The sequence below is a fragment of the Mesorhizobium shonense genome, assembly GCF_040545255.1.
Classification (GTDB): Bacteria; Pseudomonadota; Alphaproteobacteria; order Rhizobiales; family Rhizobiaceae; genus Mesorhizobium; species Mesorhizobium shonense.
On the sequence record NZ_JBEPLM010000013.1, the window covers coordinates 110626 to 133679 of the forward strand.

Sequence of the window (23054 nt, forward strand, 5' to 3'; positions counted from 1 at the left end):
GGAGCAGGTCTTGCCGATCGCGGCAGAAAAATCAGCGCGTCGACCACCGCATCTGAATATGGGTATCGCTGGCTTCGGCTTCGCGAAAATGAAGACGGCGATAAAGCGCCTGCGCACGAATGTTGCGCCGCTCCACATGCAGCATTATGCCGGACGCCGAACAGGCTTTCGCCTGGCGCTGAATGGCTTTCAGCGTGGCCACTCCCTTGCCGCGATTGCGCCATTGCGGCAACAAGCCAATATCGATGACATGCCAGCGCTCCATGCTGGAATCGACGTAGAGCCGTCCTATCGGCTCGCTTCCGTCCAGCAGTATCAGGAAATCGGCGCTTGAGAATGTCGCCACATAGTGGCGGTGCTGCAGGTCGAATTGCTGATCGATAAACGCCCACTTCAGCTCCTGCGGCCAAGGCACCGGCTCCATTTCCTCCATGCGGAAGGACCAGTAGAGACGACGCAGGAAGGGAATGTCCTCGAGCGTGGCGCCCCGGGATGAGCCGCGCGGTAGAGCGAGGCGGGAGTTCTCCCCAGATGGAAATTCCGGCAGTTGTCCTGCCTCGATAAGCGCCATCACCCGAAGGACGGAAAGACACCCTGAAGCGCAACGCAGTAGTTCAGAGCAAGGTAGGGCTGTCGGTTCTCATGCGGCTGGCTGCCCCCGGTAAAGCCGATCATGTTGGCCGGGAATTGTGCGTTCGGCTGCGCGCCTGCAACGAACGCACTGGTGTCCGTTGGCGACGTCAATGAATTGCCGGCAGAGGGCGAGGCGGCTTTCTTGGCCACATCCGGCTGGTTGTATATTGTGAACTGGTGCATGTGCGCCGGCATTTCGGCCAGCGTCAGCGTCTCACCGTTTTCGCCGAACGTCTCGCCGATGGTGCGGGGCGTGAGACCCGGACCCTGGCCCTGGCTGCAGCCGGCGCGACCGGCAAAATTGGGCAGCTGAAAATTGGTCGTGCCATTGCCGCCGTAATTTACGCCCAACAGCGCGAACAGCGCCGAATATTGCTGGATCGGAACAAGCGATCCGCTGCAGAACGCCCATCCCCGGGGCGCAAAGTTGAAACCGAAAACCTGTATCTCACCGAGGAATGGCGTGGTCATTGGGATGTTCCTGCGATCTTGATGGCGAACCGGTTCCGTTAAACAACTCCGAGCGCGTGGCTTCAGCCTTGCGATGGGAAGATTCCGGCCCAGGCAATGCAGAACTGCACCGTCAAGGTCGGCATCGTGTTGTCGTGAGGCGAATTCCCGCCGATGGGCTGCGTCGATTGTGGAGCGGTGGTGAAAGCTGTCGCGCCGGTAATATCGGTCACGTACATCGTGTCGCTTGCAATCGCACCGAGTTCGACCGTCGCATTGACCGATTTGGCACCGGCGCTTGATGGAGTCGCGGTCATCGAGTGATTGTGCTGCGGCATCTGCGCGGGCAGCAGAGTGACCGACTCGCTTCCTGCCATCTGGCCTATGACGTAGCGCGAAAGGCCGGATCCCGCCCCCTGATGGACCGGCACGCGCCCCGAAAGCTGTGGCGTGGCGAAAGTCACTTGGCCGTCGCCGCCGTAAGTGGTGCCGATCAGCGTAAACAACGCCTCATACTGGGAGATGGCATATAGCGATCCGTCGCAAGGCAGCCAACCGACCGGCAGGCGCGGAAAACCGAACATGCGGATTTCTCCGACATAAGGCTCACTCATCGATGGATCTCCGTGCAGGTTTGGTGCTGGCTGGCGTTTGTCACGAGCGTGACGGGTATATCCCGCTCATCGCGATATTGTAGTTGATGGTCTGGTAGGGCTGTATGTTCGGGTGCGGCTGGTTGCCACCGACATAGGTCACGGTCGCAGCCGCCAAGGTGACCACGCGGCCATTCGGTGCGGCATAGATGGCATTTGCGGTTGCGCCATAAAGCGCATTGTTTGGACTGCGCCCTGCGCCCGCTCCAGTGGTTGCGTTGCCCACATGGTTGTGCGACGGCAGTTGCTGGGGCAGCAGCGTGATATTTTCAACGCCGCCTGTCTCCCCCAACTCATAGGGTGACGGCTGCCAGGCCGGATCGACCGATGCGCCAAAGCCAACCGGCGTGCGGCTCTGCAGGTTGGGCAAGGCGAAGTTCGTGGTGCCATTGCCGCCATAGGTCGTGCCAAGAAGCGAAAACAGCGCCTGGTTCTGGGCGATCGCCAGGAGCGATCCGCTGCAAAAGGCGAAGCCCTTTGGCGGGAACGCGAAACCCGTCATCATGATCTGCCCGAGGAAAACTTCGGCCATTAGCTCCCCCTAATATATTCAACAGTTATCCTTAAATTCAACATTGCTCATAATTCATGGATTCTGCAAGAGTGTTTTTCTACCCAAGATGGACATGATGAAGACTTCGTGATTTACTTGATCCACGAATCCTGCAGGGAACGCAGGAAGGCATTGCGTAGGCAGCTAAACATTTGATCGGGCGGAATTCTTCGCTTCGGTACTAAAACGTACCAAATCGATAGCGCGGGGGCATGCATTGCAGTGGAATTCGAAGTATCGCGTCGTGCGTTCCGCTACGCTGGCGAGCAGGTTCGTGCTTTGGCTTGGCATGCTGGCGTTGGTCGGCCTTGCCGCTTTGGCGCCATCCGAGACCCAGGCTGCGACATCGGTGGGCTGCCCCACCCCGATCTCGATAACCGTGGCATCTGGCGGCTCTTATCAGATCGACGCGTCGTCTTGCGATCCTTTCGGAACGAACCCGCAAAGCGACGTGGTGCAACCGGCACACGGCCATGTCACAATCGACAATGCGGCTGCCGGGCTGCTGACCTACGTCAACAACGGCGACGGCGCCACAACGGACAGCTTCACTTTTGAAGATGCCTCCGCGGGTGTCGTCACCGTCAATGTGACCATCACTCCGGCCACCTCGCCCATCACCGTCAGCCCCGCAACCCTGCCGACGCCGGCGATCGGCGTTTTCTACGACCAGACATTATCCTCTACCGGCGGCGTGGCGCCCTATACCTATTCCCCAGGCGGCGGCAGCTTGCCCCCGGGGCTTAGCCTTGCGTCAGACGGCAGGATCTCCGGTACACCGACAGGTTCGGGACCCTACAATTACACCGTGCATGTGACGGATTCGACGTCCGGAACGCAACTGACGGCCGACAAAAGCTACAGCTTTACTGTCCCCGGACCGACATTGGTTGTTTCGCCAACCAACCCGCCCGACGGCGCCGTGGGCTTTGCGTACAATCAACAATTCAGCACGAACGGCGGCACCGCGCCTTATACTTACAGTCTCGAGAGCGGCAGCCTGCCGGGCGGACTGACACTGTCCTCCAGCGGCCTCCTTGCAGGAACGCCGACTGTCCAAGGAACGTTCACCTTCACCATCAGGTCTCAGGACAGCACGACGATCTCGACCGGCGGAGTCTGGTTCGTCACCCAGAGCGTGACCGTCGTCATCGATGCCGCGCCGGCCGTCGTCGTCGCCCCCACCACCCTGCCCGGCAGCGCGGCTGTCGGATCGGCCTACGCCACGACCATCACCGCCAGCGGCGGCACGTCCCCCTACACATTCACCGTTAGCGCGGGCTCGCTTCCCGCCGGGCTGACGCTGTCTTCGAGTGGCACGCTTTCCGGCACGCCGACAGCAGGTGGAACGTTCAACTTCACGGTCATGGCCACGGATGCCAGCGGCGCGCCCGGGCCATTCAACGGCACCCAAGCCTACTCACTGACGGTCGCCGCTCCGACCATCACGCTGCCGGCCACGACGTTGACGGACGCCACGATGGGCCAGGCTTATTCGGCGTCCCTCAATCCAGCCATCGGAGGCACCGCGCCTTACACATATGCTGTTACAGGCGGGGCACTTCCGACGGGTGTGACGCTGTCGTCGGCGGGCACATTGTCAGGCACACCCAGCGCCGCCGGCAATTTCAATTTCACGGTGACGGCAACTGACAGCAGCGGCGGCACCGGACCGTACACGGCCAATCAGTCCTATTCGCTCGCAGTCACGAACATCCCGCCGACTGCCAACGCAGTGTCGGCCACGGTTGCCTATAGCAGCGGCACCAATCCGATCACGCTCAACGTCACAGGGGGAACACCGAACTCTGTCGCCGTCGCGACCCAGGCGACCAATGGCACCGCCACGGCCGGTGGCCTGTCGATAACCTATCAGCCCAACGCCGGCTTCCACGGCGCGGACTCTTTCACTTACACAGCGACCAATTCGGCAGGCACTTCCGCTCCAGCGACAGTCACCGTCACGGTCAGCGATCCGACGATTACCGTCGCTGCATCCGCGTCCTTGACCGCGCAGGTTGGCGTCGCCTACACGCAAACCTTCACAGCATCGGGCGGCGCGGCGCCATATACGCTGGGGGTAACCGGCTTGCCGGCGGGACTTTCCGTCACCGGCACAACGTCCAATAGCGTAACCGTTTCGGGAACGCCAACCACGGCGGGCAGCTTTACCCTTACAGTCTCTGGCGCCGACAGCAGCAACGGCCCGGTCGCGATATCGCAGAACTTCACGCTTTCCGTCGGCGCACCGGGACTTGCCATGACTCCGCCGGCGGGGACGCTCGTCGTGCCCTACGGCGCGACGTTCAGCCAGCAGTTCTCCGCATCCGGCGGCACGGCGCCTTATGCCTATATCGTTTCGGCAGGCACGCTTCCCCCCGGCCTGTCGTTTGACGCAAACGGACTGCTTTCGGGAACCGCCACCACGCCCGGATCCTATAGTTTCACCGTGAAGGCAACGGATAGCAGCACCGGTACCGGCGCGCCGTTCTCGCTCTCCGTCAGCTACACGGCGCAGGTCGCGACGGCCACCATAGTCGTCGACCCGGCAACGCTGCCGAACGCGACGGCAGCTACAGCCTATTCGAACACAATCACCGCATCCGGAGGCATTGCGCCTTATACCTACGCGACGACGGCTGGCGCGCTGCCAGCCGGGATCTCGTTGACCACCGCCGGAGAACTCACAGGTACACCCACGCAGTCCGGCAATTTTTCGTTCACGGTCGCAGCTACCGACGCTCACGGCCAGACCGGATCGCGCATATACAACCTGACGGTTGGCCTGCCGAGCCTGACCGTGGCGCCCAGCAGCCTTCCGGGAGGCACCGCCGGAACCGCATACAACCAACCCCTGACGGCAAGCGGCGGCAACGCGCCGTATAGTTTTGCGGTTACGGCAGGTGCGTTGCCGGCCGGGCTGACGCTCTCTTCGGGGGGAACGTTGTCGGGCACGCCGACCGCAAGCGGCACCTTCAACTTCACGGTCGCCGCGACGGACAGCACCGGCGGCACGCCGGCGACCGGGTCCGTCGCATACTCGCTGACGATCGCGGCCCCGACCATCACGCTGGCCCCGGCCACCCTGCCGGCCGCCCAGTACGGCGTCGTATACAGTCAGACGATCACCGCCAGCGGCGGCACCAGCCCTTACAGCTTTGCGCTGACAGGCGGTGCGCTGCCGCCTGGAATAGCGCTGTCGTCCACAGGCACGATCTCGGGCGCCCCCACCGTTGTCGGCTCGTTCCCCATCACCGTGACGGCGACCGACAATTTCGGTTTCACCGGCACGACGAACTACACGCTGGTGATCGGAAGCAACCCGCCGGTCGCCAACCCGGATACGGTCGAGACGCTTGACGGACAGGCGGTGACGATCAACGTCACGGACAACGACACCGGCGATATCACCTCCATAGCGGTCTCAACCGCACCGGCACACGGCAACGCGACGGTCAGCGGCACCGCCATCTCCTACACGCCGGCGGCTTCCTTCGTCGGATCGGATACTCTGCAATACACGGAGACCGGACCGGGCGGAACCTCGACGCCGGCCACGGTCACGATCAACGTCAGGCCGCATCCGGTTCCGGTAGCGCAGCACGTAACGACGGTATCTGGCAAGCCCGTGGTGGTCGACCTGACCAAGGACGCCAGCGGCGGTCCGTTCACGAGCGCCAGCCTGGTTTCAGTGCCGCCGCCTTCATCCGGCACGACGTCGCTCAACGGGTACCAGATGACCTTCACCCCGACGGCAACGTTCCACGGCACCGCCACGGTGACCTTCACCTTGAGCAACGCCTATGCGACATCGGCGGTGACAGCGATCACGATCGAGGTCGTGGAGCGTCCTGACCCGACGCTCGACAGCGAGGTGATGGGCATACTCAACGCCCAGACCGCGGCGACGCGCCGCTTCGCCAGCTCGCAGATCGGCAATTTCCAGCAGCGTCTGGAAGGCCTGCACGATAGCGACGATGGCCAGGGACCCACCGACAGCCTGGCCTTCGTCCAAGGGATCGTGCTTTCCTTCGACAGCACTTGCGGCGAGAGCGATCTGGTTCCGCAAGGCGAATCCTGCGGGCGCAATCAGGCGACTGACCAGAACTGGCCCTTCAAATCCTACCTGGACGACAACACGACCGCAGGCACGCCCGGCAGCTTCGGCTCCGGCAGCTTCGGCCACAGCAAGGTGACGATCTGGACGGGCGGTTCGATCAACATCGGCGACCGCGACGGCGCCGATGGCTTCAAATTCCAGACCACCGGTCTCAGTGCCGGCGTCGACTATCGCTTCACCCGTGATCTCGCCCTGGGCGTCGGCGTCGGCTATGGCCGCGACGACAGCGACATCGGCGACAATGGCAGCCGCAGCACCGGCAAGAGCTATACCGCCGGCCTCTATGCCAGCTATCATCCGGGCCAGACCTTCTTCATCGACGGGCTGGCTGGCTACCAGTGGCTGTCGTTCGATTCGCAGCGCTACCTGACATCAGGCGGCGGCTTCGTCACTGGCGAGCGGGACGGCGGCCAATGGTTCGCCTCGGTATCGGCGGGCGGCAAGTATCGAGTTGAAAACTGGCTGATTTCGCCTTACGCGCGTCTCGACGTGGCGCGCGCGACTCTCGATGCCTTTACCGAAGACGGCGATCCAGCCTCGGCCTTGCATTATGGCGAGCAGGATATCAGCACCACGACCGGCAACCTCGGACTCACCCTCAACTACAAATACCCGGTCAGTTTCGGGGTGGTTTCGCCGCAGCTCAGACTGGAGTATCAGCACGACTTCCAGGGCGACAGCGAGATCACCATGAACTACGCCGATATGTTCGGCGGGCCCTTCTATCGCACCTCCATTGACGGGATGGGACGGGACCGCTTCATGCTCGGCCTCGGCGTCAATGTGCAAACGACGCAGGATTTTGCCCTGCGTCTGGAATACCGCGGCCTGTTCGGCAGCGATGGCGATAGCGACAACGGTTTCCTGGTCAACCTGGGCAAGAAGTTCTGATCTTCGGCTTGCCCCGCAACAGGTCGCGCCCTGTTTTCGTCCGCTTGGCACAGCGTGGCGATGGGAGCCGAAGCCAATATTTGCTGCCGATCGCAGGCAGTGGTCGCGATGGTCCCGCGAGCCGGCCGCCGCCTTTAAACTTGTTACAAATAGAACGAAGTTGAAAATTATATGATGATCAGCTCATATAAACTGGCAAGCAAGATTCAGATGAAGGTTTCGGTGAAGTAAAATTTTCGAATCTACAGTCTCCAGTGCTAGACAGACCTCCAGATCGCGGGCAATATGTTTTAAGCGGCAACTAGAGACAATTGAGGAGGCCCCCATGTTGCGTGGAGGATCGGTGGCGTGCGCTCGGTTTTTCGCGGGTGTCTTCGTCGGCAGCCTGGGGCCAATCGCGGTGCTGCCCGCGGCGGCCGAGATCATCAATCCACCAATGCTGCAGGACGAGCGCGCGCCAATCGCCAAGCCGATGCTGAAAGAGCTGGCGCCGGCCGCGCCGTTGCCCGGCAACACAGCGCCGGTGCGCGGCGACCGCCTGCTCAATCTCAAGATCGACTATATCGATAACCAGATCTACAATCCGTCCACCGGCGGATACGACAAGGTCCATCTGCGCGGCTACACCGGCAAGGGCGTCGACCCCAATGCGCCTTATGTCTCGCCCACGATCGAGGCAATTCCCGGCGATACCGTGCGCATCACCCTCGACAACCAGTTGCCGGCGGGACCGCAGCCCGGCGACCCAGGATGCATGCCTGGCGCTCAAATGCCCGACATCCCGCATTGCTTCAACGGCACCAACCTCCATACGCATGGGCTATGGGTAAGTCCGTCGGGCAACAGCGACAACGTGCTGTTGTCGATCAATCCGCAGACGAAGTTCACTTACGAATACAACATCCCGTCGGATCATCCCTCTGGCACCTTCTGGTACCACACGCATCGCCATGGCTCGACCGCGCTGCAGGTGTCGAGCGGCATGGCGGGCGCGCTGATCATTCGCGGCAACCGTCCCCCAACGCCCTCCGCGCATGGCGACATCGATACGTTGATCCCGACCTCGGCGATCCCCGAGCGCGTGCTGGTGATGCAGCAGATCCAGTATGCCTGCCGCGCGCCGGCAGCCAAGCCGGGTGAGCTCGGCCCGATCAAGCAGGACATCAACGGACGCTATATCTGCGATCCGGGCGATGTCGGCGGCATTGAGGGTTACGACCAGTTCGGCCCCGGCACATGGCCGGCATCGGGACGATATACATCGCTCAATGGCAAGGTGTTCAATCCAAACGATCCGATGAAGGCGACGCAGGGCCAGATCGAGCGCTGGCGCATGATCCATGCCGGCGTGCGCGACACGATCAGCATGCAGTTCTTCAAGGTGCTCGACGGCAAGCTGAAGCCAGGCGCGAAGACGCTGCTCAGGGCCGACGCCACCGCGGCCTTCATCAAGGATACATGCGATACCACGCCCGTGCCCTACATGCTGGTCGCGGCCGACGGCCTGACGATGGCCTCGGGGCAGATGACCAAGCTTGCAACCTTCCAGCCCGGCTATCGCTTCGATGCGCTGGTCGCGTTCCCGCAAGCCGGACGCTACTGCGTGATTGATTCCTCGGCGCCGAAGTCGGGCGTGGTCAATGGACTGGACGTTGGCCCACAGTTGCTTGGCCTGGTCGACGTCACGCCCGGAACACCGGTCGACAACGTCGAAAGCTACATTAACCACAAGCTGGTCGCGCTGGCAGAGACCAACATGCCGGCGGATGTCAAAGCGACGGTGGTGGCCGACCTCAAGGCGGGGACGAAATTGACGAGCTTCACGCCGCATCCCGACGTTACCGACGACGAGGTAAAGGGCAACGGCACGCAGGAGCTGACCTTCTTCATCGACACGACGGGGCCGGACGTAAAGTTCGAAGTCGGCAACACGCTCGATACCGCCAGCGTAAAGCCTTACGACCCTACCCGCATCGATCGCGCGTTGCCGCTTGGCAAGGCGCAGGAATGGACGCTGCAGTCGCATTTCGTGAGCCATCCGTTCCACATCCACGTCAATCCGTTCCAGATCGTCTCGATCGTCGATCCCAACGGCAAGGACGTCAGCGCCCCGGGCGCGATCGACGATGCCGGCGGCGCGCCATACGATCCGCAATATCCCGGGCTGAAGGGCGTCTGGAAGGATACGCTGTGGATCAAGAGCCTGATTCCGCAATCGCTGCCGGCAGGCTTCTCCGGCATCTACACGATCACGCTGCGCACCCGCTACGAGCGCTACATCGGCGAATATGTGCTCCACTGCCACATCCTCGACCACGAGGATCAGGGCATGATGCAGAACGTTGCCGTGGTGCTGCCTGACCAGGTGAGTGCTCCCTCGCAAGGCAGCGCAATGCTGATGCAGATGGATGCGCAGATGGAGATGGGTGGTCACGATGGCCACAAATGAAGCGAGGCAGCCAGAGTCCGCCAGGCCATTCACCTGGAGTGACGTGGAAGCGATCCTCGCCGCCGCCGGCGGCGCCGAGGGACCCGGCAGACTGACCGGGCTAACTCTGCCGGAGTTTCTTTCGCTCCAGTTGCACGGCATGCCGCTGGTCGCACCACTCACCACCACCTGCTGCGGCAAGAGCGATGCCAAGGGGCGCGGCGCGCGTTCGGCGCTGATCCGCGGCTTGCGCGGCCTGCCGCCGTTCGACGGCAGGCAGTTCCCCCGCCTGCCCTGGGGCGGTTCGCCGGTCGCCGACGAGGATATCGACCGGATCGAAACCTGGATCGAAGAAGGCTGTCCCGGGGAACTGCTCGACTCGGTTGCACTCGCCGGTGAGGTGAGCGTGGCAAGCGAGGCTCGCGTCGAGGTGAAGGGGCTTGCCGGCCCTGTTTTCGGCCCGGCGTCCGATCCGGCGGCGTGGCGCTACGCCAAGGGTGAATTGCGGCAGCGAATGGATGTCGATGTGCTGAGCGAGCCGCAAAAGGAGCGGCTGCGCTTCGCATTTCGCGAGCTCTACAGGCTCAACAAATGGGTTGGCGACAAGCGCTCCTATAACAATCTGGCCTTGATCCACCAGAACCACTGCCAGCATGGCTGGGAACGGTTCCTGCCGTGGCATCGCGTCTATCTTTATGAGTTCGAACAGGCCTTGCAGGATTTCTGCCCGGATGTGACCATGCCGTGGTGGGACTTTCCCGCGCCCCGCTACAAGCCGGAAGATCCGGCCAACGGCGCAATACTTCCAGATGCGTTCAAGGGCTTCCTCACCGAGGCGTCGGCGCGTTTCCTGCGTGACCAGGGCTTCCCGGCCAAGATCGACACGCTGGTCGGCCAGCTGTGGGCCAATCCGACGCAGATCTACGACGCGGTCAGTAATGCCTGCGGCAAGGAATATGTGGAAGGCGAGAACCGCAAACGACTGATCGACGCGCTGCTCGAGGCCAATTCGCTGTGGTATCCGCTGCGCTATTCCGGCCAGTTCGGTAAAGGCACGATCAACACCGTCATCCACTACCATTACCCAGCGCAGGAGGACATCGACGAGATACTGTCGTTGCGAACCTTCCGCGATTTCGGCGGCGGCAGCCTCTATGTCGACAGCTTCGGCTTCCTCGACCAGAACCCGCACAACACCATGCATATCTGGACCGGGGGCATGAACCCGGCGTTCAACACCGACGCTCCCGCCGACCGCAACAGCGCGGTGCGCGTTGCCGGGCGCAAGTTCCACCAGCGCGACGATCTCTACTCCGAGCCGCAGTTCGGCGACATGTTCTCGAATCTGACCGCCTCTTACGATCCGATCTTCTGGCCGGTGCACGCAAATATCGACCGGCTCTGGTGGCGCTGGCAGCAGGATCATCCGGACGGCCTGCCGGCCGATCTCGATTCCGCGCTGACGCCGTGGAGCTACGCCGTGCGCGATACGCTCGACATGAACCGCTTCGGCTACGAATATGTTCGCGGCGGATGCCTGATGCCGGTCGGATTGACCAATCCGGTCGGACGTTTCGTCTCGGCGCCGATTGCCGTGCCTGACAAAACAAAGAGCTTCCGCTCGGCCGAGGTGCGGCTGCACCGCGTGCCGCAGCTGCCGCGCTCATGCTTCATCCGCGTGTTCCTCAACACGCCCCATGCCGATGCCGGCACGCCGCTCAACTTGCCGGGCTATGCCGGCTACGCCGCGGTCTTCGGGCACGGCGAATGTTATGGCGGGCCTGGCCATTGCGATATCCCGCCAGCGGAGAATCGCAAGTTCGACCTGCGCGAGCGCAGCATGAACACACCGCGCAACCACCGCATCGATGTCACGCGCGCAGCCCGCCGACTGATCGCCGCCGGCGCCACCAGCCTCACGGTGAGTCTCGTCGTGATCGGCGCCTCCTATGAGGAAGACCGCGAGCTGCTGCGCCTCGATGGCGTCTCGCTCAATTTTCTCGACTAAACGAAAGACGCGGCCGGCGTCGACGCGGGGGGAAACAAATGGCCGACCCAACTGTCTATCGCATCCATCCGGCCGTCGGCATCGCCAGGCTTGGCGACAGCCCCGAAGGCTTCTGCATCTCGCCGGAAAAGCCGGCGCAGTTGCCGATCGAATGCGACGCCAACGGCAACGCCGCCAAGGGCGATGCGCCGATAAAACACTTCAAGGACGACAAGGGCCGTATCAAGCGCCAGGCTGCGCGCTTCCAGATCTTCGCCTATGACGAGGCCAATCCGCAGGGCGTTCCGCTCAAGATCGGCGACCATGTCGAGGGTGGCGGCAATCGTGGCAAGCTGGTCGACATCCAGTGGCGCGTCCAGCTCGCCAACAAGAAGGCGGCATGGTTCACTTTCGATGGGTTGCGCGGCGAGGCCGGCTATCCCGCCGGCACGCCGCTGCGCAACGCCGGCATCACCGATCCGGTCGAACGGCAGAAGCTGATCATCGACGCCGGACCGCAGGCGGTGGATTGCACGGCGCGGCGCAAGGCGAGCTTCGGCCGGGACAGCAACCCAGCCTATGCCGTCACCTTCCCGCCGACCGGAATGGCGCCGCACGACATCGACACGCTCGGCGACATGATGACGGACGACAGCGGAAGGCTGCTGGTGCTTGGCGGGCACGGCAACAGCGGCTCGTTCCTCAGCGGCTTCGGCCATCCGCGCATCGAGACCTACGCCAACAGCGACGGCTGGTTCGACGACATCTCGGACGGGCCGGTGATGGCGCGGCTGGTGATGATGGAGGAGCGCGTCCAGGCGCTGCGCTACATCGACGTCGAATATCCGGCCTGGGTGCTGGTCGGCTATCCGCGTTATCCCCCGGAAGTGCTCGACATGATCACGCTGGAAGACGTGGTCGAAGACATGTCGATCCGCGAATTCGCCTATCGCACCGACATGTACGGCACAGCCGGGACGTTCAATGCGCCGCAGAAGATCGATCCCACCGACACGGCGGCCCTGCTTCACTGGAAGGCCGGGCCTGTGGAATGGAACGCTGCCTATCGTCCCTGGTTCTGGCGCGACATCTGGCCGATCATTTTCCGCGCCGACGAATTCTCCTATTTCGCCAACATCCTTCAGCAATCGAACTTTCCGCACAACCAGACGAGCCGGGGCACGTTTGACCCCTACCGCCTGTGCATCCCGCCACGCATCGCGCCGCGCGCGCTGGCGCAGAAGGAAGGTCGCGTCAAGGAGGATCATGTCGGCGGACGCCTGTTGGAGGCAGCGGTGGAGCCGAGCCTGATGCTGCTCGATGCCACGCAGGCGCCCGGCGCGGCGAGCGACGCCTTGGTCGCCGATGTAGCCGCGACGCTCAAGGCGGCGGCAGCGGCGTTCACCGCCGCGGTCTGCCCGCCTGACGATGGTGAGACGCCTCGCGCCTATGCCGCGCGCTGGCAAAAGGTTTGCGGTGATAACGACACAGTGGCCGAAACTGCCTATGCCGAAGCACGCGACGCTTTCGATGCGGCGGTCACCGGCGTGATCGAGCGCATCGCCGCTGCCGCGGCGCCGCCCAAGAAGCGAATGCTGACGCTCGCCCGGTCGTCCTCACGGCAGGAACCGACTGAACCGGACCGCACCAACGATCCGGACGAGCCGATCGCGGCAGCGCTGCGCCGGCTGGCGTTCGAGTACCGCTCCGGCCAGTTGCTGGACCGCGCACTTTCCGCCGCAGCCAAGGAGGCCACCACCGATCCCGGCCGCCCGGCGCGGCAGTATCTGTTCGACCTGCTGCGCAAGCCTGGCGAGGAGAACCTGTTCCAGCTCGACGCCAACCCGGCGACGCGCACCTATCACCTGCCGCTGATGCCGCTGTTGGCCGGCGACAATCCGATCACCAACAAGACGGTGAGCAAGTTCCTGCGGTTGACCGACACGCAGCTTTTCCTGCTGCGGCAATGGGCGGCCGGCCTCTTCATCGACGAGGTCGATGCCGGCTTCGCTCCCGCGATCGATCCATGGCAACCCTACAAGGACTGGAACGTGCCGGGCGGCCGCGGCCTCGACCAGGGCGTGCTGTCGAACGGGCTTGGCGGCGCTTTCTGCCCGGGCGGCGAGGTGACATGGATCATCCGCAATCCGGCAATCTGGCGCGAGCCTTACCGGATCAAGGCAGACCCCGAATGGTACAGCTTCGCGCTGACCGCGGCGCAGGAGAACGCCAATCGATGGGGCGCAGGCGTCAGCGAGGAAGGCTACATCGCCTATGCCTCGGATCCGCTGTCGCTGGGAAGCGACTTCGACGTCGGGCTGCAGCCCGGAGACCTGACGAAGCTCAGCGGACTACCTTGGCAGGCCGATTTCAACGAATGTTCCACCCAGACGATCGACGTCACCTATGAGGAATGGAATGTCCTTTATCCGGACAGCGTCGGCAATACGTTGCTGGAGCGCGAGCGGCGCGTTTGGGAGACGTTGTGGTGGCCGGCACACCGGCCGATGCAGGTCTATTACCCGGTAGACAAGGACTTCCAGTTCCGCAACTGGGCGCGCGGCATCCCGCAGACGCTCGCCGGCGACCTCAAGATGGTGACCGAATGGTCGAAACTCGGCTTTATCGTGCGCAATCCAGCGGGCGACCTCGACCAGCCCTCGCCCAGCATAAAATACATCTGCGTCGAAGATTCGGGAGAGTGACCGTGACCAATCCCTTTGTCGGCAACTGGACCTATCGCAGCTTTCTCAACGATCCCGATGTTAGCAAGGCGGCCAATGACCTTTTGTTCGGCGAAGGTACGCTGGCCATTGCGGAGCAATCCGTGACCGAGCTTTCGGGCACCATCGGCGGTCCGGGATGGTCGCTCGATCTGCGTGGCAGCTTCGGCTACGGCTCGCCGATGCAGGTCCGCTTCCAGGGCAAGGGCGTGGTCGGCGGCGAGGAATGGATCTACGACTATATCGGCTGGCTCGTGCCTGTATGGCCAAACAGCACCGACCGGCTGGAAGTGCCCGCGATCGTCGGCTCGGTGGTGCGCACCATCCCGCATTCGGGCGACGGCGGCAGCACCAATCCGGCCGGGGTGGTGGCATCCTTCTATGCCGTCCGAGCAGACTGATTTTGCTGTCATCGGCGGGGGACCGGCGGGCGCGGCCGCGACGCTGACATTGCGCCGCCACGCGCCACAAAGGCATGTCGTGCTCCTGGAGGCGGGACGACATGACCGACCGAAACCGGGCGAGGTCTTGCCGGCGGTGGCGCAAGGGCTGCTGCGCCAGCTCGGAGTCTGGACATCGTTCGTCGCAGAGGCTTTCGTGGAGAGCCGTGCGGTCGTTTCGGCATGGAGTGGCGAAACACCCGACGAGCGGCATAGCATGTTCTCCGCCCAGGGTGCCGGCGGCCAGCTCGACCGGGCGCGGTTCGACCGGTTGCTGGTGCAGTCGGCGGATGCCGCGGGAGCAGAGGTGCGTTTTGCAAGCCCGGTGTGCTCGGCGGTTCGCGAAGGCTATGGGTGGCGCCTCAAGCTGCCCGATGGGGATATTGTCGCCGACGCCGTGATCTGGGCGACTGGTCGTAGTTGGAAACTGGCGCGATCCTTTGGCGCCAAGCTTCGGGCACACAGCCACCTTGCGGCCTATACCCGCTTCTTCGACCGCGCGCCGGGTGATTGCCAAATAGTCATCGAGGCGCGTCCCGAGGGCTGGTGGTACAGCGCCGATTTGCCTGATCAATGCCGGGTGGTGGCATGCCTGACCGACCCGGATCTGGGAAGCGAAATGCGCGATCCGAAATCCTGGTACCGCGCGTTGGCGGCGACACAGCTTATCGCCCCGCTTTTGTCTTCCGGCGCGCGTGAAACCGCGGCGTTGGTCAAGTCGGCGGGAACCGTAACGATCGATCCGGCCGCGGGTGAGCGTTGGGTCGCGGCGGGCGACAGCTTGTTCGCAGCCGATCCGTTGTCGTCGCGCGGGATCATTCATGCGCTACGCTCAGGGATCCTCGCGGCCTATGCCGCGTCGGACATGCTGGATGGGCGCGGCGAACTGGCACGCAAACGCTATGCGATGATCGCCAGGCAGGGTTTTGCCGACTACGTCCCGGCGCTTGCTGCCCACTACGCCGCCGCCGCGCGATGGGACACCGCTTTCTGGCAGCGGCGCGGCCGTCATTTCCAAAACCCTGCGGCGGCCGCTACCCAAGGTTAAGCCCGTGCGAATTGCGAGCCAAGAGGAGCGATGACTTGAAACTTGGCATTCCAGTCTATGAAGGCGTCAACCTGCTCGATGTTGTCGGTCCGCTCGAGATGTTCACCTGGGTCGACAAGGAAAAGGGATTGGAGACGTTTATCCTGTCGATCGATGGCGCTCCGGTCACCAGTTTGAACGGAGTGCGCTTCGAAGCGCAAGCCAGCTTCGACGCAACGCCGACATTGGACGTCATGTGGGTCCCCGGCGGTGATCCGCCAGCGCTCGGAAGGATCATGAGTGACCCGGCATCACCCTATCTCGCTTACCTGCGACAGATCGCAAACGATGCGAAATGGGTTTGTTCGGTCTGCGAGGGGGCGCTCCTGCTGGCTCGAGCTGGGCTGCTCGACGGCCACAAAGCGACGACGCACTGGGCGTTCGTCGACTGCCTGCGCCGTTTTCCGGCAATCGAAGTAGCCAGGGGTTACCCGCGTTTTGTCGAGTCGGGCAACCGGCTGACGGGCGGCGGCATATCTTCGGGACTCGATGAAGCGCTGCACCTTATTTCCCGGCTTTTTGGCGACCAGACCGCCGTCGAGGTTCAGATAACGACCCAGTATTTCCCTGTGCCGCCGATTGCAGGAAAGATTCCATCTGAGTTGCCAACATGCATGGTTCAATGGTGAGTATCGCAACGCCAAATCTCCATCCGCGTGCGGTTCGATCCCGCCAGCCGAACGACGCTCAATGACATAGCCAGCCTGCGCGTCGCCAGCAGCCGCGGCAGCGTCGACCTCGTTTCGGTCACCATCCGTATCGGCGGCAGCCCATCCAAGATCAGCCGCGTCGACCGGTCGCGCAACGTCACGCTGTCGGTCGAACTCAATGGCCGCATTCTCGGTGATGTCTATCGCGAGGCGCAGGCACTGCCTTGCCCGCCCGCAGCGCTGCCAGAGCCATGCTAGTTCGGCGTGGCCAACAGCCGTGCGGCTGACTGCAGGTCTGCTGTCTCCAAACCCTCCCCGAATCGCGCGAAAATTGGCTGGAGGAGTGCTTGGGCGGCGTCGTGTCGTCCGCGTGCAGCCAACAGGAAAGCGAGGTCGATAGCGGACCGCAACTCCCATGCGCGAGCCCCCTGACGATCGCTGAGCTCTAACGACCGCCGAAAACAAAGCTCCGCTTCTTCGTCGGTGCCGGCTTGCGGGGCTGCGAGAACAAGGTTGCCCTTCACGCGCAGAAGCTCTGCCATGTAGCAAAGATCGCCACTTGTCTCGACCTGCTGGATCGTCTCCTCGATTAGCGAAAGCGCTTCGGCGGACCTACCGGTCGCGGCGAGGCCCTGAACGAAGGAAATGTTGAGCGGCGTGGTCAGTAGTTCGTAAGGGGCGGCATGAAGCTCGGCCAGACAGGATCGAAGGCTTTCGACACCGCTGCTTGCGTTGCCTCGACGAATGGCGAGTTCCCCTTTGAAGCCGCGCCCTAGCGCGAGATAGGGTCCAAGGGAATGAAATTCGGCACGCGAGAAAAGACGATCGATGTGTTCCTCTGCGCGCGCCAGGTCTCCGACCCAGAGGAACACCGAAATCGCCCAGACGAGTGCGATGGAGAGCGTCAGGGGATGGTTCAGGACTTCCGCATCCTCGACCGTCAGCAGCGCGCGCTCCACGGCCCGATCCGGATAACCTTGCAGCCAGAGCGTCCTTGCCAGAATTGCGCCGGCCAGAATTCTGCCGTCGAAGCCGAGATAGTTCGTCGTGGTCCGGTCGGAACGCGGCCCCGCATCGCAGCGCCGCTTCCAGCGCGGTCTGGGCGCGGCCCAGCTCTCCGCTGAGGTGAAGAGAAATCCCCATCAAGGAATGCGCCAATGTGGTGGAGACAGAATCCTCGAGCGTTGCAGCGATGACGGTACAGCGCTCCGCATAGCGCAGCGCGACCCTGAACTCTCCCCTGCGCAGGTGGAACATCTGCAGCGGGCCTAGAATCTGAAGCTGATCGAGCGCGTTGCCACGCCGGTCGGCAATGGCAAGGCTTCTGTTCAAAGCCACGCGCGCCGCATCTTTTCCACCATGGGTGAACATCAGGGAAACCCCGAGGGCGCCCTGAAGGAGCATCTCCTCCGATCCGCCGCCAGTAGCGTCGTCGAGGGCAAGGACTGCCCGCGCCGCCCAACGATGACATTCGGTGAGCAATGACATCGACAGCAAAACAGGGGCCGCCGCAGCGGCCAGACGGACGCCGACTTCAATGTTCCCGCCGGGTCCGAAGCACCAATCCAGAGCCGCTCGCACATTGGCCAGGCCCGCGAGTTGAAGCGACCGTTGCGAGGCGCTCGACAAGGTAGGCCACTCGGCTCCTGTCTGCTCCAGCCAACGCAGGTAATGGGTCGCGTGACGTGCGGCCAGGCTCGCGAGCTCGGCATCGTCGACGTCGAGCTGAAGGGCGTAAGCCCGTGTCGTGTCGAGCAGTCGATAACGCATCGTTGCTCCGGCGGGTCTTGCCGCCACCATCGACTTGGCAACGAGACTGTCGATTGCCCCAAACACGAGTGTGTCGTCGACCGTTGCGCTCGTTACGACTTCGAGCGCGGCGTCGATCGAAAAGTGACCAACGCCCGGCGGCCCAGGCGGCGGCACCAATCCGGAACAGCTATTCGCTGCCGGCTGGTCGGCCTCGAGGCAGGCACCCTCCTGTCGAAGGAGAAGCCATGTCGCAAAGATGGCTTATCACTGGAAGTTCGCGCGGCATCGGCCGTGCCCTTGGCGGAAGCGTCCTCGCCGCCGGTCATCGTCCGGTCGCACGTGAGCCCACGCAATTGCGCGGGCTGACCATCTCAGCGGACTTCCCGCAACAAGGCCGGCCCGCCGCAGGTTCAGCCAAGTAACACTAAAATATCTCCGTTTTTAGCCTTTCTCCCAGCAATGAGACCGCACCGACCAAATCATCGAAAGGATATGAGATGAAAAAACTACTGGCAGGATTGACAATCGCCATCGCTGTGTCCGGCAACGCTTACGCGCAGTCCGGAAAGCCTGCCCCCGTTAAGCCCACTATCGTACTGGTTCATGGCGCGTTCGCCGACGCATCGAGCTGGAACGGCGTCGTCAAAATTCTCGAGAAAGACGGCTATTCGGTTGTGGCCGCCGCCAATCCCTTGCGGGGTGTCGCCAATGACGCGCAATACGTTGCCGATATCGTCTCCGGCATCGCGTCGCCTGTCGTCCTGGCTGGGCATTCCTATGGCGGCTCGGTCATCAGCGAAGCCGCCGAAGGCCACGCCAATGTCAAGGCGCTGGTCTATGTTGCTGCGTTTGCCCCGGACGTCGGCGAGACGGCCGCCGGCCTTGCGAGCAAGTTTCCGGGCAGCACGCTTGCGCCCACTCTTGCTCCGCCGGTTCCGCTTTCAGGCGGCGGGAAGGATCTTTACATCTTGCAGGAGAAGTTCCACGACCAGTTCGCGGCGGACGTTTCCGTCGCCGAGGCCAAGCTGATGGCCGCAGGGCAGCGACCCATCACAGAAGCGGCGCTGAACGAGGCCCAGGCCGCGGCGGCGTGGAAGAAGATTCCGAACTGGTTCATCTATGGTGGCGGCGACAAGAACATCCCACCGGAAGCTTCGGCCTTCATGGCCGCACGAGCTCACTCGCGGGATATCGTCGTGGTCAAGGGCGCTTCGCATGTGGTGATGGTGTCGAACCCTGAGCCAGTCGCGCGGCTGATCGAGAAGGCGGCCAAGGAGGCATCGCGATGAAGGCAGCCGTGATGACCCGGCAGGGCGGGCCGGAGGTGATGGAATTTGCCGAGCGGCCGAGCCAGGTCTCGCTCTACAACGTTGTGACGTAAAGCAGCCCCGAGGTTGGGATCCGGGATCCCCTCCACACATTGGTCCGAGAATTCCAAGAACGCAGTAGCGAGCCCTGTGGATAGTAACCGGTCATTGACCATCGCAGCGGCCTCAGATTGAACGAACCTCCGCGCCAGCGTCACGTATCAGCGTTGCCTGAAATGGCAACGCCCCCGCCGAGGGCCGGCGGCCGAAGCTTTCAGTTGTTCCCCAACATCGGTCGCCGGTTCTTCCCTGCCCCTTTCATGAGCTTCGTTCTGCCATATATCGCCGGCATCGGTGCCCTGATGGGTCGATGCACGGCACGCTCGCCCCTCGCCGACAATTTCATGCTTGGCGCAGTAATCGTTGAAAACTCTCCCAAGAGTTTCCAACTCGGCGGAATCCGCCACTCCGTATGGCAACAGCTTGCCTCCTTGTAGGGGCGAAAGCATGATGACCGCTCCCAAGCGTCAGTGTGCCTCTACTCGGTACGGACGACCTAAAAGCGATACAACCCAGAAAAAGTCAGAAACGAGTCAATTGGGCGCGACTGAAGTCCTACGATAGCCCGCCGCTTCGATCAGGAAAGCAAGAGTCCGGCCAGCAGCACGGTTAGGGCAAGTGAAGCGGGCACCGCGAGAAGCCAACGAGCTTCCAGGACACTGTTCCGATGGTCTTGCATATCCTTCGCTCCTACCCGACTTAGGCGGCTCCAGCGCATACCTCTCCGCCAAGCGCTGGAGCCTCTGCTTGCGCTCAACCGCCGTTAGCGGGAGCTGCCGGCATTCGGTCAACGGAGCCTCTATTCATTCGTTCCGAGTACAGGCACGCAGTCGACCGCCAGGTGCGACTGAAGTCTTGTCACCGCGCGCATAGGTCCACACCGTGAAACATGTAGCCCGCTATCGCATTGGCTTCCGGACTGGCGATTTGTGAGTCCCTTTATCGTCAGTCATAGTTGCCAGACTTAACACCCGCTGCCTCCAGCGATGCAGCGGGTTTTTTCGGCTTTTGTTTCGGGATTCGAGAAGTAGGTCCTGCTGGTGCGAGCTTCGACGCCCTTCGCCTGAGCGTATGCCTTGGTGGTGCACTTTTAGGTTGGACTCGCGAGGATGTTCAATGATCTGACGCCTGGGAATGAACGCCAACAGCGAACGTACGAGGCTCGGGCTTGATACGCCTCTCAAAAAAATAAGCCCGCGGGCATCAACGCCCGGCAGAGATGTTGGCTAGTCTGGCGATCTAGGCATTTCTGCTGCCGGCAATGTCCTAGCGCGCCAACTCCCGGCTCCGCCTTATGGATGCATGCCGATCATCTCGGACAAACGTATATTTGTCGGCGCCGTATCTCGCCCCAGAGCCCCGCTGGACTCCGCCAGCCCGCCGGGCCGCTCCCGAGCTCCGGACAGCGGCGCGATCGCTACCCCTTTTGGGGAACTACTTTCTTTGCATGCAGCAATTAAGTAATTTCCAGGAAGGAGCCCACGGGGGCTCGAAGTCTGGCGATCCCAACTAGTGCTGGCGAGGAACAATCTCTCTACCTTCGGCGTGGCGGCCTGTCTGGTGATAGCAGGGCGATGTGCCTACGCGCTCACGATTTCCCAACCTGCGCCATCACCGGCGCAGACGCCGGTTGCTCGTTGCGAGTTCTTTCTTTTGATGTTGAAGTCGCACGAGCGCGCATCGACTTACAAAGCCCTCAGCGCGATCGAACAGGTCGATCCTCCGAAGGTAACGATAAAGTTCGAGATGCGGAACAAGGCCCACGCTCCTAGCCGATCGACCGGGTCCTGCGAATTCGATCGAGATCGGCGCCATATCACCTCCTTTACCTTGGACGGGCGGCGCAGCCAGATCGACTAAAACTTTGCGGCGCGTTGAGTGCCTATGGGCAAGGCGTCCACCCCTTCCGCCTTTCCGGCGTCACTGCATGGTTTAGTGAACTGGAGATTGCGATCGTCTCGGCCGGCGGCTCTGCACTCATGGCAGAAGATAACCTTCACCAGATCCCAGTGCAGACACCCATGGTCTGGCCCGAGCCGCTCGACCAGTGCGGCGACGTCCAGCACCGCCGTCCGCCTGCAGGTGAGACATGTCACTGAAAGTCCCGCGCCAGCCTCAAGCTTCTTGCCGAGCGTATTTTCCGTGAATGGAAACTTCATCGTCATGGCGATCCTCGTAATCGGGTCGCCGCACCGGGGGGGTTATATATTCCTAATCGCCGATCGCTCGCCAAGGGCTTACGTGATCGCACCATAGCCGTTTGAAGTAGATTAGCCGATTTGCATATGCGGCGATCCTGATGGACCGTCAGGCCGGCGCTCGCCCTCAGGCATTCTCCCCAACGAGAGCGCCGGCCACTTGGTACGGCTGTCATTCTAGGAAATAAGCCTCCTGAAGCAGAGCATCCCAATCGGTTCCAATCTGCTTGATCAGGTCTTCGGCTTGCTCGTGGGTAATGCCTGTCTCTCTCTCACCAAACGACCTGCCAGCAGATCAAGCGCGACCTCTGCCGTCTTGTCGCTTTCATCGCCTTCTGCCCGGCTGCCTTCGCGGTGCTGCATCGCGTCGAAGATCACCTCAAAGACACTGTCGACCTCCTCATTGATCTCGTCCCGGTCGATGCCTTCGCGTTTCGCAGCCCTCAGCACCTGCCCGACCAGATCGCAAATGGCGGGCGGATCATCCGTCACCGCGTTCGGCAGATGCTCTGCCATCCATCGATCGAGGAAGTTGATGCCGCGTGTGCTCATCGAGCCTTAAGCGCGCCTGAGGAAACTAAGTTCCCGGCTTGCTGAGCGCTGCTTCGTCGAATTCAGCCTCGAGCTGGTCACTTACGGGTTTGCTCGTTCCCGCGCCGGCCAAGGGCACGCCGTCGAAGCCTTGAAGCCAAGCCTCCGCATGCTCGTTCCAATATTCCGGCACGGCGCGCTCCTTGCCATCCTTGCGCGCCTGGGCGCCGTACATCCACGCGTAGCCGATGCGCTCCTGGTCCTTCTTCGCGACCGCCATTCATTCCTCCTGAAATCCTGCAGCGAAGCACGGCGTAAGTCTTCCTCGCCTCGCAAGTGCTTCACTCGACCGATCAGCCCGGCATTACCCATTGCGTCGCCGGGCGCTTCACTCCTTTTGGCGCCGGCCCAGCGTTCTTGGGCACGCTGCCAGAGCCGTTCACGCATCTCGCGATTGAGCGTGATGAAAGCCGAGCCAACATAACCCCCCTGTCGCGTTCGGCCATGAGGGCAAAGGCTGGTTTCGCGGGTTCGTGCTCGACACCAGCAGTTCGTACTGGTCGATCTCGTAGCACTTTGTCTTGAGCCAAT

At 62.4% G+C, this 23054-nt stretch carries 16 protein-coding genes and 2 pseudogenes; 10 read left to right on the forward strand and 8 right to left on the reverse strand.

The window, feature by feature from the left end; all coding sequences use genetic code 11:
* Nucleotides 1-31: 31 nt before the first annotated feature.
* The 4 genes from ABID26_RS27715 to ABID26_RS27730 form a co-directional block, all read right to left on the reverse strand.
* Nucleotides 32-571, reverse strand: a complete 540-nt coding sequence (locus tag ABID26_RS27715; protein WP_292367230.1) for a GNAT family N-acetyltransferase — start codon at nucleotides 569-571, stop codon at nucleotides 32-34.
* Nucleotides 571-1104, reverse strand: a complete 534-nt coding sequence (locus ABID26_RS27720) for a phage tail protein (RefSeq protein WP_292367229.1) — start codon at nucleotides 1102-1104, stop codon at nucleotides 571-573. Before ABID26_RS27720 ends, ABID26_RS27715 begins: the two co-directional genes overlap by 1 nt.
* A 62-nt stretch (nucleotides 1105-1166) precedes the next feature.
* A complete protein-coding gene (locus ABID26_RS27725; protein ID WP_126098538.1) occupies nucleotides 1167-1697 on the reverse strand; it encodes a phage tail protein in 531 nt (176 codons plus the stop codon).
* A gap of 40 nt (nucleotides 1698-1737) precedes the next feature.
* Nucleotides 1738-2268, reverse strand: coding sequence for a phage tail protein (locus tag ABID26_RS27730; RefSeq protein ID WP_292303267.1), 531 nt, complete (start codon nucleotides 2266-2268; stop codon nucleotides 1738-1740).
* Nucleotides 2269-2506: 238 nt separating this feature from the next.
* Here ABID26_RS27730 and ABID26_RS27735 point away from each other — a divergent pair, with 238 nt between their 5' ends.
* From ABID26_RS27735 to ABID26_RS27770, 8 genes and pseudogenes are all read left to right on the forward strand, one after another.
* Nucleotides 2507-7300 carry a putative Ig domain-containing protein gene (locus ABID26_RS27735; RefSeq protein ID WP_354417146.1) on the forward strand — a complete coding sequence of 1598 codons (4794 nt, stop codon included), beginning with the start codon at nucleotides 2507-2509 and terminating at the stop codon, nucleotides 7298-7300.
* A 325-nt stretch (nucleotides 7301-7625) separates the two neighbouring features.
* The gene (locus ABID26_RS27740; protein ID WP_292367227.1) at nucleotides 7626-9749 is read left to right on the forward strand and encodes a multicopper oxidase family protein; all 2124 of its coding nucleotides are present in this window, start codon (nucleotides 7626-7628) and stop codon (nucleotides 9747-9749) included.
* On the forward strand, nucleotides 9736-11736 hold the full coding sequence (locus ABID26_RS27745; protein ID WP_292367226.1) for a tyrosinase family protein: 2001 nt from the start codon (nucleotides 9736-9738) through the stop codon (nucleotides 11734-11736). Before ABID26_RS27740 ends, ABID26_RS27745 begins: the two co-directional genes overlap by 14 nt.
* A gap of 38 nt (nucleotides 11737-11774) precedes the next feature.
* Nucleotides 11775-14420 (forward strand): LodA/GoxA family CTQ-dependent oxidase, encoded by a 2646-nt coding sequence (locus ABID26_RS27750; RefSeq protein WP_354417148.1) that lies wholly within the window; start codon nucleotides 11775-11777, stop codon nucleotides 14418-14420.
* 2 nt (nucleotides 14421-14422) lie between these two features.
* Entirely contained in the window at nucleotides 14423-14839 is a 417-nt protein-coding gene (locus ABID26_RS27755; protein WP_292340605.1) for a hypothetical protein, read from the forward strand.
* A complete protein-coding gene (locus ABID26_RS27760) occupies nucleotides 14820-15926 on the forward strand; it encodes an NAD(P)/FAD-dependent oxidoreductase (protein WP_292367224.1) in 1107 nt (368 codons plus the stop codon). The genes ABID26_RS27755 and ABID26_RS27760 overlap by 20 nt, the downstream gene beginning before the upstream one ends.
* A gap of 35 nt (nucleotides 15927-15961) precedes the next feature.
* Nucleotides 15962-16594, forward strand: coding sequence for a DJ-1/PfpI family protein (locus ABID26_RS27765; protein ID WP_292367223.1), 633 nt, complete (start codon nucleotides 15962-15964; stop codon nucleotides 16592-16594).
* A gap of 6 nt (nucleotides 16595-16600) precedes the next feature.
* Nucleotides 16601-16840, forward strand: a pseudogene (locus ABID26_RS27770) (hypothetical protein); the annotation flags it as partial.
* Between the two features lie 29 nt (nucleotides 16841-16869).
* On the opposite strand, the gene ABID26_RS27775 reads toward ABID26_RS27770, so the two are convergent.
* Nucleotides 16870-17574: a tetratricopeptide repeat protein gene (locus tag ABID26_RS27775; RefSeq protein ID WP_292367222.1), complete on the reverse strand. Its 705-nt coding sequence runs from the start codon at nucleotides 17572-17574 to the stop codon at nucleotides 16870-16872.
* A 1038-nt stretch (nucleotides 17575-18612) separates the two neighbouring features.
* Between ABID26_RS27775 and ABID26_RS27780 the strand changes: the two are divergent.
* Both ABID26_RS27780 and ABID26_RS27785 read left to right on the forward strand, forming a co-directional pair.
* Nucleotides 18613-18732, forward strand: a pseudogene (locus tag ABID26_RS27780) (short-chain dehydrogenase/reductase); the annotation flags it as partial.
* 132 nt (nucleotides 18733-18864) lie between these two features.
* Nucleotides 18865-19656 carry an alpha/beta fold hydrolase gene (locus tag ABID26_RS27785; protein ID WP_292304344.1) on the forward strand — a complete coding sequence of 264 codons (792 nt, stop codon included), beginning with the start codon at nucleotides 18865-18867 and terminating at the stop codon, nucleotides 19654-19656.
* A 1934-nt stretch (nucleotides 19657-21590) separates the two neighbouring features.
* Here the strand turns inward: ABID26_RS27785 and ABID26_RS27790 are convergent.
* The 3 genes from ABID26_RS27790 to ABID26_RS27800 all read right to left on the reverse strand — a co-directional run bounded on the left by ABID26_RS27790 (nucleotide 21591) and on the right by ABID26_RS27800 (nucleotide 22743).
* Complete coding sequence (locus ABID26_RS27790; RefSeq protein WP_292367221.1) at nucleotides 21591-21899, reverse strand: hypothetical protein; 309 nt, start codon at nucleotides 21897-21899, stop codon at nucleotides 21591-21593.
* A 264-nt stretch (nucleotides 21900-22163) separates the two neighbouring features.
* Nucleotides 22164-22484 (reverse strand): DUF768 domain-containing protein, encoded by a 321-nt coding sequence (locus ABID26_RS27795; RefSeq protein WP_292340609.1) that lies wholly within the window; start codon nucleotides 22482-22484, stop codon nucleotides 22164-22166.
* Nucleotides 22485-22509: 25 nt separating this feature from the next.
* Nucleotides 22510-22743: a hypothetical protein gene (locus ABID26_RS27800; RefSeq protein WP_292304350.1), complete on the reverse strand. Its 234-nt coding sequence runs from the start codon at nucleotides 22741-22743 to the stop codon at nucleotides 22510-22512.
* Nucleotides 22744-23054 lie beyond the last annotated feature (311 nt).